Below are 16687 nucleotides of genomic sequence, written 5' to 3' on the forward strand. Positions count from 1 at the left end.
AGCCGCGAAGAGCGAGATTACTTCGGGTTCACGAATGTGCCCCGCTGCGGGACGGTGTAGACCAGGCCTCGTTCGCGGAGCAGGTTGACGGCTCGTCTTGCTGTTGTTCTGGCTACTCCCCACTCGGCGTGCATCTCATTCTCCGTGGGGATGCGGTCGTGTGCCTGGAGCCGGCCGGTCTTGATGTCGTCTTCGATGTAGTCGGCGATCTGGACGTAGACCGGTACGGGTCCGTCGGTGCGTGGCTTCGCCGAGCGGGCCGGCGACCTGTTCCCTGTGCCCGACGGGCTCGGGCTGCCGGAGGCGGTCGCTCTGCACAGCGACGGCAGCACGGCGCTGGGTCTCGTGGAACGCGCTGGGATCGGCTCCGGCGATCGCGTGCTCGTCGAGGCGGCGGCCGGTGGTGTGGGCAGCCTTCTGACTCAGCTCGCCCTCGCGGCCGGCGCGCACGTCGTCGGGGCCGCGCGCGGGCCGCGGAAACTGGCCGCCATAAAAGAGTTGGGCACCGGCGCGGTCGACTATTCCGAGCCCGACTGGACCGGCCGGGTGCTGGAGATGACCGGCGGGGCCGGGCCGACGGTGGTGTTCGACGGGGTCGGTGGGCGGATCGGCCGGGCCGCCTTCGCGGTGACGGCCCGGGGTGGCCGGTTCTCCGTGCACGGGGCCTCCAGCGGCGACGTCACCGATGTGACAGCGGCCGAGGCGCGTGAGCGGGGTGTGGACCTGATCGGGATCGAGCAGCTCTTCGACTTCGGCCCGCATGTGGCGCGGTGGGCGGCACGGATGATGGACCACGCCGCCGCGGGCACCGTGCGGCCGCTCATCGGGCAGACCTTCCCCCTGGAGCGGGCCGCCGATGCCCACGCGGCGGTCGAGAACCGGACCGCGATCGGCAAGACCGTGATCCTGTTATGAGTCGAACGAGAAACCCATGAGGTTCGCCGTACGAAGGATCAGGCCGTCGCGGCCCGCATTGCGGTCCGACGCCGCAATCGCGCGGCGAATGACCTGGACCGCCGGGTAGGTGAGGGGTTCGGGTGGGATGGGCAGCGGGCGCTTGGTGGCCATTTTCAGGTGTGTACGGCTGGTGTCCGCCCCCGAGAGCAGATCGAGCATGACGGTGCCCGCGAAACGGGTGGCGGCCACGCCCAAGCCGGTGAACCCGCCCGCGTAGGCGACCTTTCCGTTCATCGCCAGACCCTGGAACGCGGCCAGCTGCGTCGACATGTCGATCATGCCGCCCCAGGTGTGGGTGAACTTGATGTCGTGGAGTTGTGGAAACGTACGCAGGAAATGGTCGGCCAAGCGGTTGAACGTCTCCGGGCGCTGGTCGTATTCGGGGCGGATGCCGCGGCCCCGGTGGTAGACGGCGTCGTAGCCGCCCCACAGGATCCGGTTGTCGGCGGTCTTGCGGTAATAGTGGAACTGCCTCGACGTGTCGGAGATGCCGAAACGGCCGTGCCAGCCGATCTCGTCGAGCTGGGCGTCGGTGAGCGGCTCGGTCATCAGGACGTAGTCGTAGACGGGCAGAGTCAGCAGGCGGTTGCGGCGCAGCAGGGACGGGAAGCCGTTGGTGGCCAGGACGGCCTGCCGAGCGCGGATCGTGCCCATGCCGGTGGCGGCGCGGACGGTGCCGCGACCGTCGGTCAGGCGTTTGACGGGCGTGTGCTCGAAGAGGCGTACACCCGAAGCCTGGCAAGCGGCCTTGAGGCCCCAGGCGAGTTTGGCCGGGTGCACCAGCGCGTTGCCCGACTTGTGGAAGACGCCGGCGCGGTAGAGCGGCGACCGCACGGGCAGGTCGTCGGGGCCGAGGAAGCCGGGCTGCGCGCGCAGCTCGTCGACCTGGTGCGGCTCCGTGGCGACCGACAGGGCGCCCTCCTCCTCGAACTCGGCGTCGATGCCGTGCCTGGTCAGCGAGTCGCGGAAGCCGGCGAAGTTCTCGGTCGCGAGGGTGTCCAGCACGTCCAGGTCGTCGGCGAAGTAGCGCCGGCCGTTGGCCGGGCCGTGGGTGAGGCTGGCCTCGACGAAACCGCCGTTGCGGCCGCTCGCGGCCCAGCCGATCTCCTCGGCCTCGACCAGGACGACGTCACGGCCCGGGTCCCGCTCCTTCGCCTGAAGGGCGGTCCAGAGCCCGCAGTAGCCGCCGCCGACGACCAGCAGGTCGGTCTCGATCGAGCCCACGAGGGCGGGCAGCGGGGCCGGCCGGCCCGGATCCTCGAGCCAGAACGGGGTACGGGCCGCACCGGCCAGGGCCGAGCGGAGCCGTTGAGCGTCGGTGCGGATGTCGAGGTCGTATGCCGGCCTGGTCATGAACCCAGGACACCCTCGTCGTACGCTTAAGTCAATGCGTTGACATAAGGAGGCGGCCATGCGGGACACGGGATCGGCGAGAGTGAGGCGGCGGCCCACCCGCACCGGTGTGGTCCTCGAACCCGACCTGATCATCGACGCGGCCCTGCGGCTCATCGAGGCCCCCGGCGGCAACGCGCTCACCGTCCGCCGCCTCGGCGTCGAGCTGGGCGCCGACCCGAGCGCGATCTACCGCTACTTCCGCGACCTGGACGCGCTGCTCATCGCCATCGCCGACCGCCTGATCGGCGAGACGCTGACCGGGTTCGAGCCCGGCCCCGACTGGGCGGCGTCCCTGCGCGAGCTGGGCGAGCGCGTGCACGACTCGATGCTGCGCCACCCACGCCTGGCCCAGTTGCGAGCGGTCCGCTTCACCGCCGGCCCGAACGAACTACGAGTCGACGACATAGGCATGGGCCTGCTGCTGCGGGCCGGCTTCTCGGGCGCCGACGCCGTCCGCCACTATTCCGACTTCATCGACGCGGTCCTGTCCCTGGCCGCGATGGACGCGGCTGAGTTGGCGCCAGGTCAGGAGCAGACAGACAAAAGAGCTCTGGCCCAGACGTACGCCTCCTTCAGCGCCGCCGACTATCCCCATCTGGCCGCCGTCCGTGAGCATCTCCCGCAGGTGACGTCATCCCCGTTCCCGGGAGTGCTCGACAAACTGATCTACGCGATCAAAGCGCGGAGCCCGGCTGGTTCGAGCTGATAGCACTTCGCGGACAGCAGGCTGCGCATAGCAGATTGACGATCTTTTTTTTGAGCAGCGGCGGGAAAGAGCGGCAGCGCGGCGGCAACACCGCAGCCGAGAGTGGTGACGGCGAGACAAACGATCTGCAGAGGGCTCACATCGGACGAAAGGCCGGCGAGCACCTGGGCGAAGCCTGCTACCGCCGCTGCGCTCGCAACGGCAGATCGGCGAAGGCGATCGTGGCCCACCGGACCATTCTGACAGAGCGGAGCCACGCGGACACCCCTTGTCAGCGGCGTGCGGATCACGCGAGAGTGAGTCATGGAGCCGCTGCCGCATCCCATGGTCCAGCGCCGTCGCCTCCGGGCCGAATTGCGGCGGGCCAGGGCCGAGAGCCGCAGGACCCAGAAGGAGGTGGTGGCCGACCTCGGATGGTCGCTGTCGAAGCTTGTCCGTATCGAGAACGGGCAGACGGGCATCTCGCGGAGCGACCTGCGCGCGCTGCTCGACTTCTACGGCGTGACCGATCCGGATGGAGTACGGCTCCTCCTCGAACTGGCCGCCGACAGCCGGCGGCAGAGCGCGTGGTCGGCCTATCGCGATGTTCTGGACCCGGACTTCATGGCGTATCTGGCCTATGAGGAGTCCGCGTCGCTGGTGCGGCAGAGCGAAACCCTCCTTGTGCCGGGCCTCTTGCAGACCGAGGAGTACGCCTACGCGGTGACCCGGCAGTTCGCCTCCGCCGATATGTCCGGGCGGGACATCGAACGCCTCGTGGAGGCGCGAATGGTACGACAGGAACTGCTGGGGCGGGACTCCTGTCCCGAGATGTTCTTCGTGCTCGACGAGGCCGTCGTGCGGCGATGGGTCGGCGAGGCGCCAGGCTCGGGAAAGGTGATGGTGCGCCAGTTGCGGTATTTGCAGGAGCTGGCCGAGCGGCCGGGAATCTCGATTCAGATCCTGCCGTTTCGCAGTGGTCTTCATTACGGCATCGGCGGGCCGTTCACGATTCTCGAGTTCCCCGGCCTGGAGGACGACGAGCTGCTCTTCGTCGAGAACCGGAAGGGCCCGACGTGGCGTGACAACACTGACACGATCGCCTCGTACAAAGAACGGTTCTGGCATCTCGAGGAGTTGGCGATCGACGCGGCGGATCTCCCCGGCTACCTGGAGAGCGCCATCAAAGAGATGGAGTGATCTCGCGTGCGAGGGCGGCCGTCGATGTTATCGATAGCTTGGCTAACAGCAACGATATGATCCCCGGGTTCGAGCGGAAGCCGGAGGACGGGCACCCATGGTTGATGACACGGCGCGTACCAGGCAGCCGAGCATGGCTGACGTCGCGCTGGAGGCGGGGGTGTCGGCGCAGACGGTGTCGCGGACTCTTCGGGACTCGCCCAACGTCAACCCGGAGACCCGACGGCGGGTCTTGGAAGCTGTGGAGCGGCTCGGCTATCGGTTCAACAACGCGGCGCGCAGCCTCTCGTCGGGGCGCAGCAACACCATCGGGCTCGTTCTGCTCCAGTCGGGTGGCTACTACTCCCGTTCGGCCGTCACCGCCGGTGTCGAGGCGGCCGCGGCCCGGGCCGGGCTGTCGGTGAACATCGCCACCATCGCCGCTCTCGATACCGGGATGATGGAGAAGTCGCTGGCCAAGCTGGCCGATCAAGGGGTGGACGGCATCGTCATCGCGGTTCCGCTGATCTCCGTCACGCAGAAGATGGAGGACATCACCCGCGAGATCCCGACCGTCACCCTCGATGGTTCCCGCACGCGTGGGGCTCAGGTTCTCGGCATCGACCAGCGGGAGGCCGGGCGGCTGGCCACTCAGCACCTGCTCGATCTCGGGCACCGGCAGGTGTGGCATCTGGCCGGGCCGGACCAGTGGATCGAGGCGCGGCAGCGCCGGCAAGGGTGGCGGGAGTGCCTCGAGGCGGCCGGGCTGACCGCGCCGCCGCCGCTCGAAGGGGACTGGTCGCCCGAGTCGGGCTACCGGCTGGGGCAGATCATCGCGATGATCCCGGATGTCACGGCCGTCTTCGTGGCCAGCGACGAGATGGCGTTCGGTGTGGTCAAGGCGCTGCGGGAGCGTGGGCGGTCGGTGCCGGGGGACGTGTCGATCGTGAGTGTGGACGACATCGAGCTGGCCGCCTACTGCTATCCGCCGCTCACCACCGTGCGGCAGGACTTCTACCGGTCGGGGGTGGCCGCGGTCGGGCTGCTGCTCGGCGAGGCCCGGCAGGAGGACGTGCCGCTCAGTCTGTCGGTGCGGGAATCGACCGCCCCGCCGGCCTGATCCGGGGCATTGACCGGCGCGGATGCGGTGGATAATGTGCTGATCATTTCGTCGGATCCGGGGGCGTTCGACTGTGATCATCACGCTGGTCGCGGACACGTTCGACGTCAACAACAACGGCACCACCATCTCGGCCACGCGGTTCGCCGACGCCTTGGTCGCGCGCGGGCACACCGTGCGCGTCGTGGCCTGCGGTGAGAGCAGACAGCCGGGCCGGGGGCCCGAGGTCTTCGGCCTGCCCGAGCTGCATGTGCCGATCGCGAGCCGGCTCGCGCACAAACAGAGCACCCTGTTCGCCAAGCCGGTGCGGGCGGTCCTGACGAGCGCGATCAGCGGCGCCGACGTCGTGCACATCTATCAGCCGTGGGCGCTGGGCCGGGCCGCCGAGCGGACCGCCCGCCGGCTCGGCGTGCCGGCGGTGGCCGCCTTCCACGTGCAGCCCGAGAACATCACCTACAACGTGGGGCTGGGCTGGTTCCGCCCGGCCGCGCACCTGGTCTACCTGCTGCTGCGGCTGTTCTTCTACGGCCGCTTCGCCGACATCCACTGCCCGTCGGCGTTCATCGCGGCCCAGCTGCGCGCCCACGGCTACCGGGCCCGGCTGCACGTCATCTCCAACGGGGTGGACGAGGCATTCCGGCCGCACCAAACAAAACCGACAAATCCAGTGTTCCGCATCTTGATGATCGGCCGTTTCGCACCCGAGAAAAGGCAGGACGTACTGATCAAGGCGGTCAGCCGATCACGGCATGCCGGCAAGATCGAATTGCACTTCGCGGGACACGGGCCGGCGGAGCAGAAGTTGAAAAAGCTGAGCTTGAGACTGGAGAACGAGGCCCGCTTCGGCTACTACGCGCAGGACGAGCTCATCGAGCTGATCCGCGGCTGCGACCTCTACGTGCACGCCTCCGACGCCGAGATCGAGGGCCTGTCGTGCCTGGAGGCGTTCTCCTGCGGCCTGGTCCCGGTCATCTCCGACAGCCGCCGCAGCGCCACCGGCCAGTTCGCCCTCGAGGAGCGCAACCTGTTCCGGGCCGGCGACCCGTCGTCGCTGGCCGAGCGGATCGACGGCTGGATCGAGGATCCGGCCGGCCTGGCCGCCGCCTCCGAGGCCTACGCGCGGTACGGGCGGCTCTACTCGGTCGACCGCAGCGTCAAGGCGATCGAGCGGGTCTACACGCGCGCCGGCCGGGCCGCCGAGCGTCCCGCCGGTTACGCCGGCCGTCTCTACCGGATGCTGTCGGCCGTCTTCTACTACGCGATCGCCATCCCGTTGCTCTACCTGGTGACCCGCCTGGTCCTGGGCGTGCGCGGCGAGGGCCGTCGCCGGCTGCCCCGGGGCGGCTTCGTCACGGTCTGCAACCACGTGCACCACCTCGACAGCGCCTTGGTCGCGATCGCCCTGTTCCCGCGCCGGGCCGTCTTCACCTCGGCGCCCGTCAACCTCGACAATCGCTGGTACGGCGGTCTCGTACGACTGCTGGGCGGTGTCGCCGTACCCCCGAGGGCTGTGCAGTTGCCGTTGTTCTTCTCGGAGATGGAGCTCTTCCTCGCGCGGGGGCGCATCGTGCATTTCTTTCCCGAGGGCGAGCTTCGGCCGTACGACACCAGCCTGCGCGACTTCCAGCTGGGGGCGTTCCACCTCGCCGCACAGGCGCGGGTGCCCGTGGTGCCGCTCTCGATCCGCTTCACCGCGCCGAAGGGCCTGCGCCGCCGACCCACGATGACAGTGTCCGTGGACGAGCCGATTGTGGCGGTCACGGCCGACCCGCGCCGCGACCGGCGCCTGCGGAGGGAGCTGACGCGGGGGGTCATGATCCGCGCCATTGTGCGGAATTGAAAGCTTTGGCAGCCTCAACGGGTGCGACGCCGACTGCCACTTTCTCTCGAGGTCACGCTGTCCCTGCTGTCCGGGGTCGGCTCGTTCGTGGTCGTGGCGGTCATCAGCACCTATCTGCGCGACCACGTGCCGACCGTGCACGCGCCCCTTCTCGGGCTGATCCTGCTCGCGGTCGTGCTGCTCCTGGCCCGCACGATCGGGATCATGTACGCGCTGCCGGTCGGCGTGGCCGCGGTGCAGGCCTTCGACTGGTACTTCCTGCCGCCGCTGCGCGTCCTCAACGACACCTCGCTGATCGTGCTGGCCCTTTTCGTCAGCACCGCCACGATCGTCTCCACGGTCGCCACCGTGGCCACCCGCCGCGCGGTCGAGAGCGAACGGGCCCGCGGCGACCTGGCCGGTGAGCAGGCCGCCCTGCGCCGGGTCGCCACGCTGGTGGCCGCGCAGGCCAAGCCGTCCGAGGTGTTCACCGCGATCGCCGACGAGCTGGCCGGCCTGATCGGGGCCGAGGGCACCTTCGTGGCCCGGCACGACGACGACGAGCTGGTCACCGTGGTCGCCTCGTACGGCCTGCTCACCGAGGAGATGCCGGTCGACCGCCGCCTCGAGCTGAGCGGGGCCACCTCCTATCTGATGCGCACCGCGATCGAGTCCGGCGAGCCGGTCAAGCGGGCGGGCGAGCCGTTCCGGACCGGCCCGTTCCAGGACATCATCGACCGGCTCGGCCTGGGCGCCGCGATCGCCACCCCGGTCACGGTCGGCGGCCGCCAGTGGGGCGTGATCGTCGCCGCCACCACCCAGCCCGACTTCGCGCCCGGGACCGAGGCCCGCATCTGCGACTTCATGGAGCTGGCGGCCACCGCCATCGCCAACACGCAGGCCGAGCAGCAGCTGCGCGAGCTGGCCGAGACCCAGGCCTCGCTGCGCCGCCTGGCCCTGCTCATCGCCCAGGGCGAGGCGCCCGAGCGGGTCTTCACGGCCGTCACCGCCGAGGTGCTGCGGCACTTCGGTGGCGGGCACGCCCGGCTCGTGCGCTACGAGCTCGACGGCACGGTCACGCTGCTCGCGGGCGACCCGTGGGACGGCGACGCGCTGGCCGCGACCGTGCGCGAGACCGGCCGGGCCGCCCGGGTCGACGACACCCTGGTCGGCGTGCCGATCCACGTCAACGGGCGGCTGTGGGGCATGTTCGTGGTGGGCCGGGGCGAGGAGGAGCTGCCGGCCGACACCGAGGACCGGATGACCGAATACACCGACCTGGTGGCGACCGCCGTGGCCGACGCGCAGAGCCGGGCCGACCTGCAGAGCTCGCGGGCCCGGATCGTGGCCGCGGCCGACGAGGCCCGGCGGCGCATCGAGCGGGACCTGCACGACGGGGCCCAGCAGCGGCTGGTGGCGCTGGCCCTGCGGCTGCGCGGGCTCGGGATGGGCGTCGAGGGGGAGACCCGGCGTGAGGTGACCGACGTCGCGGGCGACCTGATGACCGTGATCGACGAGCTGCGGGAGCTGTCCCGGGGCATCCACCCGGCGGTGCTCTCCGACTCCGGCCTGCGGCCGGCGCTGCGTGCTCTCGCGCGCCGTTCACCGCTTCCGGTGGAGGTGGAGGTACGTCTCGACGACCGCCTGCCGTCCGCGGTCGAGGTGGGGGCCTACTACGTCGTGTCCGAGATGGTGACCAACGCGGCCAAGCACTCCGGCGCGTCGGTGGTCGAGGTGACCGTCGACGTCGACGACGACGTGCTGCGGCTGGTGGTCCGGGACGACGGCGCCGGGGGAGCGGATCCCACGCGCGGCACCGGCCTGCTCGGGCTCAAGGACCGCATCGAGGCCCTGGGCGGCACGTTCGACGTGCGCAGCCCGGCCGGCGGCGGCACGACCGTGACCTGCCGGGTGCCGTTGTCGAGGCGGTGATGGTTACGCGGCGGCCCGGCGGCTCGTGACCGGCTGCGGAGCGCGGCGCTTGCGGCTGGTGATGGCAATCACGGGCGCGGCCTGCACGGCGCTGTCGAGCCGGATGGCGCCGTTGCACAGCATGGCCCATCCGAGGTCGGCGTGATGCATGATGACCTGCGCGGTCTCGGCGCCGGGCTGGTCGATGGCGGGGCACTGCGGCTGGTGTTCGCACATGACTACAGCCTCGTCATCCGGCCGTTTCCGCACATCGCCGTTAGCCCGACTCCCGTTTACCGGCTCCCCGGTACCGGCTAGCCGGTAGGTGACCGGCGATAATGCGCCCATGAGCGGGATGCGGGTGGTACTGGCGGAGGACGACGTCCTGCTGCGCGAGGGTCTGGCGAGCCTGCTGGACCGGTCCGGCCTCGAGGTGCTGGGCCAGGCGGGCGACGCGGTCGAGCTGATGACGCTGGTCCGGCAGCACAAGCCCGACCTGGTGGTGGTCGACGTGCGGATGCCGCCGACGAACACCACCGAGGGGCTCAAGGCGGCCCGGCAGATCCGCGAGGAGCTGCCCGAGACGGGCATCCTGGTGCTGTCCGCCTACGCCGACGTCGAGCAGGCGATGGAGCTGCTGGCCAGCGGCCGCCGCATCGGATATCTGCTGAAGAGCCGGATCACCGACGTGGCCGAGTTCCTGGCCGCGCTGGAGCGGATCGCCGGCGGCGGCTCGGTCATCGACCCGGGTCTGGTCGAGGAACTGGTCAGCTCACGGCGCCGCGACGACCCGCTGGCCGTGCTGAGCGCCCGCGAGCGCGAGGTGCTGGCCCAGATGGCCGAGGGCCAGTCGAACGCGGGCATCGCCCGCCGGCTGTTCATCACCGAGGGCACGGTCGAGAAGCACGTCCGCAGCGTGCTGGCGAAACTGCAACTCCCCGAGACGGACGACCATCACCGCCGGGTGCTGGCCGTGCTGACATTCCTAGAGGCGCGCTAGAAGCTTTTCGACGGCCGCGGCCGAGAGCTCGAGCTTCGACAGGAAGCCGATGGCCGGGCTCTCCTCGATCAGGTCGTGATAGTCGTCCCCGGCGTGCGTGGAGATCATGATGACCGGGGTCGGCGAGAGCCGCCGCGCCAGATCGAAGCCGCTCTCCCCGCCCAGGTTGATGTCGACCAGGGCCACGTCCGGCCCCAGCTCGCCGGCGCGGCCCACGGCGTCGGCGATGTGCGAGGCCGTGCCCGCGACGACCAGCCCCTCGCGCTCCAGAAGGTCGCGCGCGGCGGCTAAGAAGTGCTCGTTGTCATCGACGAGCAGGCAACGCAAAGTCACCTCACCAGGGTCGCATCCCCGGACATCCCGTGCATTCCTGCTAGCGGTAGTCCGGGGACGCGTCCCTATTTACTTGGTGAAGGCCTGGAACTCGGCCACCCGCACGTTCAGCGCCTGCGGGCTGGCCGTGGTGCAGTCGGTGTTCGCGCGGGGGTCGGCGTCCTGCTCACCGGCGTACTCGGGCGCGCCGGTGCACTGGTTGGTCAGCACCTCGAGGCGCAGGTGCGTGGCCGTAGTCGATCGGATGTCGAACGACTTGACGATCACCTCGGGCGCGCGCGGCCGGGGCTTGCCCGACGGGAACGCGTCCGGCCGGCTGGTGAACACGGACCGGAAATCGGCCGCGTTCGCGCAGGTCACCGTGGCCGAGGCGGTGCAGGCCAGGACCCGGAACTGCCGCAGCGCGCTGAACCGGCTCTGCGCGGCGTTGTCCACGTCGGTGGTGATCTGCGGCCGCAGCATGGCGCTCACCTGCACCCGCCGTACCGTCTGGGCCTTGTCGCCGGCCAGGTCGACGGTGACCTGACGGCCGGCCACCGGGGCGCCGAGCGAGGCCCAGTTGGTGGCCTCGTCGTCGTCGGTGATCCGGGCCAGGTTGACGCCGTCGCCGGTCGCCGTGGCGCCGGAGGTGCCCGACGCCAGGTTGACCGGCATGCGCACGGTGAGCGTCCGCCGCTGACCCCAGCCGTACGAGGACTCGCCCACCCGGGCCAGGCCGTGACCGGGCGCCTGGGCGACGAACCGGTACGACCCCGGCACGATGCTGACCGTGTCCGGCAGGGCGGTGGCCGGGTCGGTGTCCGCGATCGGCACCGCCCGCGCCTGGTAGTCGCCGGCGAACAGCTTCGCGCCGGCCACCGGCCGGCCCCGCTCGTCGACCGGGCGGAACGTGACGACCGCCTCCTTGGCGTACGGGGAGGTGAAGTCGGGCCGCGGGTCGGCATCGGTGGCGCCGTTGCTCAGCGCGTTCTGGCCGAGGCCGCGCCGGGCGAAGGCGTTCCAGAGCAGGTCCTGGTTCTTGCCGCCGAAGCGCACCAGGTCGGCCCCGATCAGCGCGTCACGGGCGTCGACCTGGCTGTTGGCGCTGTTGGCCAGCAGCAGGAACGAGTCGAAGACCAGCTGGATCCAGCGCCGGTTGCCCGGGCAGGACGTCACCGGCGTACGGCCGTTGGCGCACGACTTCTGCAGCGCCGGCGATCCCGAGCCGTACCGCTGCATGAAGGCCTTGCGGATGTCGAAGTTGGTGGCGCTCCACAGCTCGCCGGACGCGTGCACCTGGAGGCCGACGAAGTCGTAGTCGACGCTGGCGTAGGTGAGCTGCGGGTTGCGGCTCATGTTGTGGTTGCGGATGCCGGCGGTGGCGTCGCCCGTGACGTATTCGCCGACCGTGTACGTCTTCTGGTAGCCGTGCTCGTAGAGATATTCGATGGCCAGCAGGTCGGACCAGCTCTCGCTCATGCCCTGCGGCGACGAGAGGCCGCCGTCCGGGCCGGCGATCATGCGGTTGGTCACGGCGTGCCCGTACTCGTGGGCGATGACCGACATGTCGTAGTCACCGTCGACGCAGGGTCCGTAGAAGGTGCCCGCGATCGGCTGCCACAGGTACATGTTCGTGATCGGGGCCTCGCCGTCGGGCGGGGTGATCTGGTTGGCGTTGTTGCGGGCGGCGAAGGTCGGCGGGCCGCCGCTGATGCCGCCGGCCTGCGCGTTGCCCTGCTCGTAGTCGTTGGGCAGGCCGCCCGGGCGCGGGTTCTCGTCCTGCATGTTCCAGGTGGCCTCGGTGAAGCCGAGGTGGTACGTCCAGTCGTGCATGCGGTTGTGCATCGCGAACAGGTTGGCCCGGGCCGCGTCGATGTCGTTCTTGGCCGGCGACTCGAAGGTCGTGGGCGCGCACCGCTCGCGGTACCACTGGTTGGTCCACGGGTAGTCGTACTCGCGGTTCGGCCGCGGGGTCGCGGTCTCGGTGCCGACCGTGAACGGGTCGCTGGAGTTCCAGTTTTCCACCGCGATGGCGTTGTTGCCCCTGGTGGTGAAGGTGGGCTCGCCGGTGGCCGGGTCCACGTCCCAGCCGAGCGGGGAGGCGGGCGTGCCGACGACCTCGTCGCAGCGGGGCCCGGGGGCGAAGCACCACGTGCGGCGGGTGTCGCGTGACGAGTAGCTGGTCGACGGGTTGGCCGGGAAGACCTCCCACTCCGGGTGGTCGCTGTCGGCGTCGACGATGTCGTCGCGGACCAGCACCTTGCCGTCGCGGGCGTCGACGTACGTCGTGTAGGCCACCGGGTCGGCGCCCTGCAGGTCGTCGCCGAAGGTCACCTGATAGGCGGCGCGGGCGCCGCGGTCGACGGTGGGCACGGCCACCAGCTTGCTCGACATGACGGTGGCGCCGGGCAGGCCGGCCTCGGCCTTGGCGGCGGCCGCGGCCTGGTCGGCGGAGAGCGTGGCCGGCTCGGGCGCGGCCGCGTCACGGGCCAGCGACGAGCTGACGTACCAGACCTTGCCGTCGCGCACGCCCACCGAGAGCAGGCCGTCACGGCCGGCGGCCAGGTCGCCGAAGCGCTGCCGGAAGACGACCGCCGCGCCCTCCCCGATCGGAGCGGAGGTCAGCAGCTCGAGGGAGTCGGCGCCGGCCGCGGTCAGGCCGAGGACGTCGCGGTTGCCCGCGACGTAGGCGCGGGCGGCGGCCACCGGATCGGCCGCGAGACCCTCGTCGAGCGGCTCGGCGGCGGCGGTCAGGCTGGCGGGGGTGCCGAAATCGTTCCAGCGGACGTGATCGCCCGCGGTCTTCGCTCGTTGGATGGACGTGGGGGCGAGGTGGCCCTGGCGGTAGTCCTTGGTTCCGTCCTCGGTCGATGCCTTCGCTGCGGCCGGGCTCGCGGGCGCGGCCTGGCTGCCGGATCCGGCGACCAGGACGAGCGCGGCCGCCAGCAGCCCGGCGGTGGTTCCCGCCGACGCACGGGATGGAGCGCGCACGGTACCTCCTTTGTGGAACGGCTGATGAAGCCATCCGATCGCACGCTCCGCCACCGCGACATGGGCCAAACATCTAAATACGTCGATTAAATGTCAGACTTCTCAGGTCGCCGCGGGCGCGGCCGAACTACTGGTCTGTGGGAACAGGCAGGCGGCTCGGGCTGCGGTTCGAAGCGATCGTGGGACTTCTCGCCGTGGTCGCGCTGCACCCGTTCGGCGTCGTCGGCGACGGGCCGTTGTGGGTGACGGTCCTTCCGATCCTGCTGTACGGCGTCACCCAGCTCCCGGTCCTGCGGGAGCGCCGCCTGGCCGCCTACCTGGACATCCTGATCACCGGCTGGGTCGTCTACGCCGTCGGCTGGGGCCCGGTCCTGCCCCTGGCCTTCGCCATGGTCTTCAGCATGCACATCCGCGCGTTCGGCGGGCGGCTGTGGAAACCGGTGGCCGTCCTCACCGTCCTGTGCATCGCCGCCGGGCAGGCCGGCATCGCCCTGGGCTGGATCTTCTGCTACCTCCCGCCGGCACAGGCCCAGGTGACCGGTCTGGTCGGCGCGCTGCTGACCGTCCTGTTCATCCGGGTCCTGGGCACGACGGCCGAGGAGCGCGAGCGGACCGAGGCGCTCTACCAGGCGCTCGTGCAGGACTCCTCCGACGTCTACTGCGTGGTCAGCCCGTCGGGCAAGCTCGGCTACGTCTCGCCCGCCATCGAGCATCTGCTCGGCTACGACGTCGAGACCTACGTCCGCCGGGGGTGGGAGCCGCTGCTGGAGCCCGGCGACGTCGCCCTGTCCCTGGCCGCCCTCGAGCGGTGCGTGGCCGACCCGGCGACTCCGCAGACGCTGCTCACCCGGATGCGGCACGCCGACGGGAGTCTCCGGTGGGTCGAGTCGGCCCTGCGCGACCTGAGCGCCAACCCGGCCGTGCGCGGGATCGTGGTCAACTTCCGCGACGTGACCGAGCGCGTGGAGATGCAGGAGCGGCTCACCTACGAGGCCACCTACGACCAGGTGACCGGGCTGCACAACCGGGCCGCCTTCCTGCGCGGCCTCGCGGCGACCCCGCTGACCCCGGAGGTCGCGGTGCTCTTCGTCGACCTGGACGGCTTCAAGGCGGTCAACGACACCTACGGGCACCGGTACGGCGACGCGCTGCTCACCTCGGTGGCGGCGGCGCTGCGGTCCTGCGTCCGGGAAGAGGACCTGCTGGGCCGGCTCGGCGGGGACGAGTTCGGGGCGGTGCTCACCGCCGGCTGCCCGCTGCAGGTGGCGGCGCGGATCCTGGCCGCCCTCGACCGGCCGGTGACGGTCGAAGGGGTCGAGCTTCGGGCGCGGGCCAGCATCGGGGTGGCGGTCGCGGACGAGGGCTGTTGCGAGCCGGCCGAGCTGCTGCACCGGGCCGATCTGGCCATGTACGAGGCGAAGCGTTCCGGCACCCACGGGGTGCGGATGTATGAGCTCGAGGGCGCCGGGCACTAGGGTGCTCCATCGTGAAGCGTCTAACTCTCATCCAGTCGACCCTGATCGCCCTGCCGCTCGCGTTGCTGACCGCGTGCGGCTCCGACTCGGACTCGTCCGACAAAACGGATACGGCGGCCGCCCCGGCCACCTCGTCCGCCGCCCCGGCCGCCCCGGCCACCTCGTCGGCCCCTGCCGCCTCGGGTGACAAGGCGCTCTGCGAACAGGCCAACAAGGCCAAGGCGACCATGACCACGTCGCTCGCCTCGGCCGCGAACTCCGCGGGGGAGTTCGACCCGGCCGCCCTGAAGAAGCTCACCGCCACCTTCGCCGCCGACCTCGACAAGATCGCGCAGGGCGGCGACGCCGGCAGCGAGGTGACGAAGTACCTCAAGGAGCTGTCGGCGGAGTTCGACAAGGCGGCCACGAGCGCCGACCCGGAGAAGGTGCTCGGCAGCGGTGCCGTCGACAAGGCCGGCGAAGGCTTCGACAAGGAATGCGCCAAGCTCGGCGTGAAGGCCGGCTGATCTACGTTTGTCCTGGCTGGACGGCTTATCGGGGCCGGGCCGTCCGGCGGTTCACAGCATGAGCACAGCCGTGATCTTGTAACTCGCCAGGATTTTGTGCTCACCCGCGGAAGGTCACCATGACAACGACGACGGCCCCCGCGGGGTCCCGCAACCGGTACATCGACACGCTGCGCGCGGTCGCCATCGTCCGGGTGATCGTCTACCACGCCTTCGGCTGGGCGTGGCTGAGCTTCGTGCTGCCCGCCATGGGCGTGATGTTCGCGATCGCGGGCTCACTCATGGCGGCGTCGCTGGCCAAGGCCGGCGCCCGCCGGGCCGTGTGGTCGCGGATCCGCCGGTTGCTGCCCGCTTTGTGGGTGTTCGGCGCGATCGCCGTGCCCGTGATGCTCTGGCACGGCTGGAACGCCACCGACCCGGACCACCCGCTGCACAAGCTCCAGTTGCTCTTCTGGGTCTTCCCGCTCGAGGACCCGCCCGGCAGCAGCTGGGGTGAGCCGTTCTGGGAGGTTCTCTGGTACCTGCGGGCGTACCTCCTGTTCGTCCTGGTCTCGCCCCTGCTGTGGTTCCTCTACAAGCGGCTGTCCTGGACGATGGTCCTGGCCCCGCTGGCCGGGCTGGGCCTGCTCGTGTACACCGGATTCCGCCTGCCCGACCAGGTCGACGGCGTGATGTGGGACTTCGTGACGTACGCGGCGTGCTGGATCGCCGGTTTCGCCCATCGCGACGGGCGCCTGGCCCGGCTGCCGCTGTCCGTGCTGCTGCCGGCCATCGCCGCGCTGGGTGGTTACGGCGGTTACTACCTGTTCTCGAACTCGGACGTGTACGGCCTCGACCTGAACTCGGTGCCGATCGCCCGCACGTTCTGGTCGCTGGCGTTCGTGCTGATCGTGCTGCGGCTGAAGCCGTCGATGGCCTTCCTCGACAAGGTGCCGGCCCTGGCCGAGGGCATCCGCGTCGTCAACGCCCGCGCCATCACCATCTACCTGTGGCACTACCCGCTGATCACCGTGGCCGCCATGCTCCTGGCCCACTACGACGTCCAGTGGGCCACCCCGTCGTACATCGGCTGGATGCTGGCCGTCGAGACGGCCCTGGTCGTCGCGGCCGTCCTGGTCTTCGGCTGGGTCGAGGACGTGTCGGCCAAGCGCAAGGCCTCCCTGTGGCCGGCGGCTCCGGCGGCCCCTGTGGCCCCCGCGGTTCTCGCGGCACCCAGCGGCCCCATCATGATCAATGGCACCCCGCTGGGCACGCCGGTGACCCCCGCGCGGGGTGTGGCCCAGGTGCCGCCGCGTCCATAGTGGATCTCACTCCGCCGCGCCGAAAACTTGATCTGT

Annotated in this window: 16 protein-coding genes; 10 read left to right on the forward strand and 6 right to left on the reverse strand. The window is 70.5% G+C overall.

Going from position 1 to position 16687, the window contains the following annotated elements; translation table 11 throughout:
* Window positions 1-17 precede the first annotated feature (17 nt).
* Complete coding sequence (locus ACFY36_RS46610) at window positions 18-332, reverse strand: GntR family transcriptional regulator (RefSeq protein WP_499752366.1); 315 nt, start codon at window positions 330-332, stop codon at window positions 18-20.
* On the opposite strand from ACFY36_RS46610, the gene ACFY36_RS46615 reads away from it, so the two are divergent.
* On the forward strand, window positions 238-915 hold the full coding sequence (locus ACFY36_RS46615; RefSeq protein WP_499752367.1) for a zinc-binding dehydrogenase: 678 nt from the start codon (window positions 238-240) through the stop codon (window positions 913-915). The two genes, ACFY36_RS46610 and ACFY36_RS46615, sit on opposite strands and share 95 nt — an antisense overlap.
* On the opposite strand, the gene ACFY36_RS46620 is transcribed toward ACFY36_RS46615, so the two are convergent.
* Window positions 910-2310 carry an NAD(P)/FAD-dependent oxidoreductase gene (locus ACFY36_RS46620; protein ID WP_499752368.1) on the reverse strand — a complete coding sequence of 467 codons (1401 nt, stop codon included), beginning with the start codon at window positions 2308-2310 and terminating at the stop codon, window positions 910-912. The two genes, ACFY36_RS46615 and ACFY36_RS46620, sit on opposite strands and share 6 nt — an antisense overlap.
* Window positions 2311-2368: 58 nt before the next feature.
* On the opposite strand from ACFY36_RS46620, the gene ACFY36_RS46625 reads away from it, so the two are divergent.
* On the forward strand, window positions 2369-3058 hold the full coding sequence (locus tag ACFY36_RS46625; protein ID WP_499752369.1) for a TetR/AcrR family transcriptional regulator: 690 nt from the start codon (window positions 2369-2371) through the stop codon (window positions 3056-3058).
* Here the strand turns inward: ACFY36_RS46625 and ACFY36_RS46630 are convergent.
* Window positions 3019-3288, reverse strand: a complete 270-nt coding sequence (locus ACFY36_RS46630; protein ID WP_499752370.1) for a hypothetical protein — start codon at window positions 3286-3288, stop codon at window positions 3019-3021. The genes ACFY36_RS46625 and ACFY36_RS46630 overlap by 40 nt on opposite strands.
* Before the next feature lie 73 nt (window positions 3289-3361).
* Between ACFY36_RS46630 and ACFY36_RS46635 the strand changes: the two genes are divergently transcribed.
* From ACFY36_RS46635 to ACFY36_RS46650, 4 genes are all read left to right on the forward strand, one after another.
* The gene (locus ACFY36_RS46635; RefSeq protein WP_499752371.1) at window positions 3362-4237 is read left to right on the forward strand and encodes a helix-turn-helix domain-containing protein; all 876 of its coding nucleotides are present in this window, start codon (window positions 3362-3364) and stop codon (window positions 4235-4237) included.
* Window positions 4238-4370: 133 nt separating this feature from the next.
* Window positions 4371-5336 (forward strand): LacI family DNA-binding transcriptional regulator, encoded by a 966-nt coding sequence (locus ACFY36_RS46640; RefSeq protein ID WP_499752372.1) that lies wholly within the window; start codon window positions 4371-4373, stop codon window positions 5334-5336.
* 73 nt (window positions 5337-5409) lie between these two features.
* The gene (locus ACFY36_RS46645) at window positions 5410-7176 is read left to right on the forward strand and encodes a glycosyltransferase (RefSeq protein ID WP_499752373.1); all 1767 of its coding nucleotides are present in this window, start codon (window positions 5410-5412) and stop codon (window positions 7174-7176) included.
* 21 nt (window positions 7177-7197) lie between these two features.
* Window positions 7198-9087: a GAF domain-containing sensor histidine kinase gene (locus ACFY36_RS46650; protein ID WP_499752374.1), complete on the forward strand. Its 1890-nt coding sequence runs from the start codon at window positions 7198-7200 to the stop codon at window positions 9085-9087.
* A gap of 3 nt (window positions 9088-9090) precedes the next feature.
* Here ACFY36_RS46650 and ACFY36_RS46655 read toward each other — a convergent pair whose 3' ends face one another.
* Window positions 9091-9303, reverse strand: coding sequence for a DUF5999 family protein (locus tag ACFY36_RS46655; RefSeq protein WP_499752375.1), 213 nt, complete (start codon window positions 9301-9303; stop codon window positions 9091-9093).
* A 118-nt stretch (window positions 9304-9421) separates the two neighbouring features.
* Between ACFY36_RS46655 and ACFY36_RS46660 the strand changes: the two genes are divergently transcribed.
* A complete protein-coding gene (locus ACFY36_RS46660) occupies window positions 9422-10066 on the forward strand; it encodes a response regulator (RefSeq protein ID WP_499752426.1) in 645 nt (214 codons plus the stop codon).
* On the opposite strand, the gene ACFY36_RS46665 is transcribed toward ACFY36_RS46660, so the two are convergent.
* Both ACFY36_RS46665 and ACFY36_RS46670 read right to left on the reverse strand, forming a co-directional pair.
* The gene (locus tag ACFY36_RS46665) at window positions 10052-10399 is read right to left on the reverse strand and encodes a response regulator (protein ID WP_498699237.1); all 348 of its coding nucleotides are present in this window, start codon (window positions 10397-10399) and stop codon (window positions 10052-10054) included. The genes ACFY36_RS46660 and ACFY36_RS46665 overlap by 15 nt on opposite strands.
* Window positions 10400-10468: 69 nt before the next feature.
* Window positions 10469-13369, reverse strand: coding sequence for a M36 family metallopeptidase (locus ACFY36_RS46670; protein ID WP_499752376.1), 2901 nt, complete (start codon window positions 13367-13369; stop codon window positions 10469-10471).
* A 179-nt stretch (window positions 13370-13548) separates the two neighbouring features.
* Here ACFY36_RS46670 and ACFY36_RS46675 point away from each other — a divergent pair, with 179 nt between their 5' ends.
* The 3 genes from ACFY36_RS46675 (at window position 13549) to ACFY36_RS46685 (ending at window position 16651) form a co-directional block, all read left to right on the forward strand.
* Window positions 13549-14844: a diguanylate cyclase domain-containing protein gene (locus ACFY36_RS46675; RefSeq protein ID WP_499752377.1), complete on the forward strand. Its 1296-nt coding sequence runs from the start codon at window positions 13549-13551 to the stop codon at window positions 14842-14844.
* A gap of 11 nt (window positions 14845-14855) precedes the next feature.
* Window positions 14856-15350, forward strand: a complete 495-nt coding sequence (locus ACFY36_RS46680) for a hypothetical protein (protein WP_499752378.1) — start codon at window positions 14856-14858, stop codon at window positions 15348-15350.
* A gap of 119 nt (window positions 15351-15469) precedes the next feature.
* The gene (locus ACFY36_RS46685; protein WP_499752379.1) at window positions 15470-16651 is read left to right on the forward strand and encodes an acyltransferase family protein; all 1182 of its coding nucleotides are present in this window, start codon (window positions 15470-15472) and stop codon (window positions 16649-16651) included.
* The last annotated feature ends 36 nt before the right edge of the window (window positions 16652-16687 follow it).

It is taken from the genome of Actinoplanes sp. NPDC000266, from assembly GCF_042899005.1.
Classification (GTDB): domain Bacteria; phylum Actinomycetota; class Actinomycetes; order Mycobacteriales; family Micromonosporaceae; genus Actinoplanes.

What these genes read in the sequence shown, in the direction of transcription:
- ACFY36_RS46620 (WP_499752368.1), bottom strand. Translation starts at nt 2,310, where the DNA reads ATGACCAGGCCGGCATACGACCTCGACATCCGCACCGACGCTCAACGG.
- ACFY36_RS46625 (WP_499752369.1), top strand. Translation starts at nt 2,369, where the DNA reads ATGCGGGACACGGGATCGGCGAGAGTGAGGCGGCGGCCCACCCGCACC.
- ACFY36_RS46635 (WP_499752371.1), top strand. Translation starts at nt 3,362, where the DNA reads ATGGAGCCGCTGCCGCATCCCATGGTCCAGCGCCGTCGCCTCCGGGCC.
- ACFY36_RS46640 (WP_499752372.1), top strand. Translation starts at nt 4,371, where the DNA reads ATGGCTGACGTCGCGCTGGAGGCGGGGGTGTCGGCGCAGACGGTGTCG.
- ACFY36_RS46655 (WP_499752375.1), bottom strand. Translation starts at nt 9,303, where the DNA reads ATGTGCGAACACCAGCCGCAGTGCCCCGCCATCGACCAGCCCGGCGCC.
- ACFY36_RS46660 (WP_499752426.1), top strand. Translation starts at nt 9,422, where the DNA reads ATGCGGGTGGTACTGGCGGAGGACGACGTCCTGCTGCGCGAGGGTCTG.
- ACFY36_RS46685 (WP_499752379.1), top strand. Translation starts at nt 15,470, where the DNA reads ATGACAACGACGACGGCCCCCGCGGGGTCCCGCAACCGGTACATCGAC.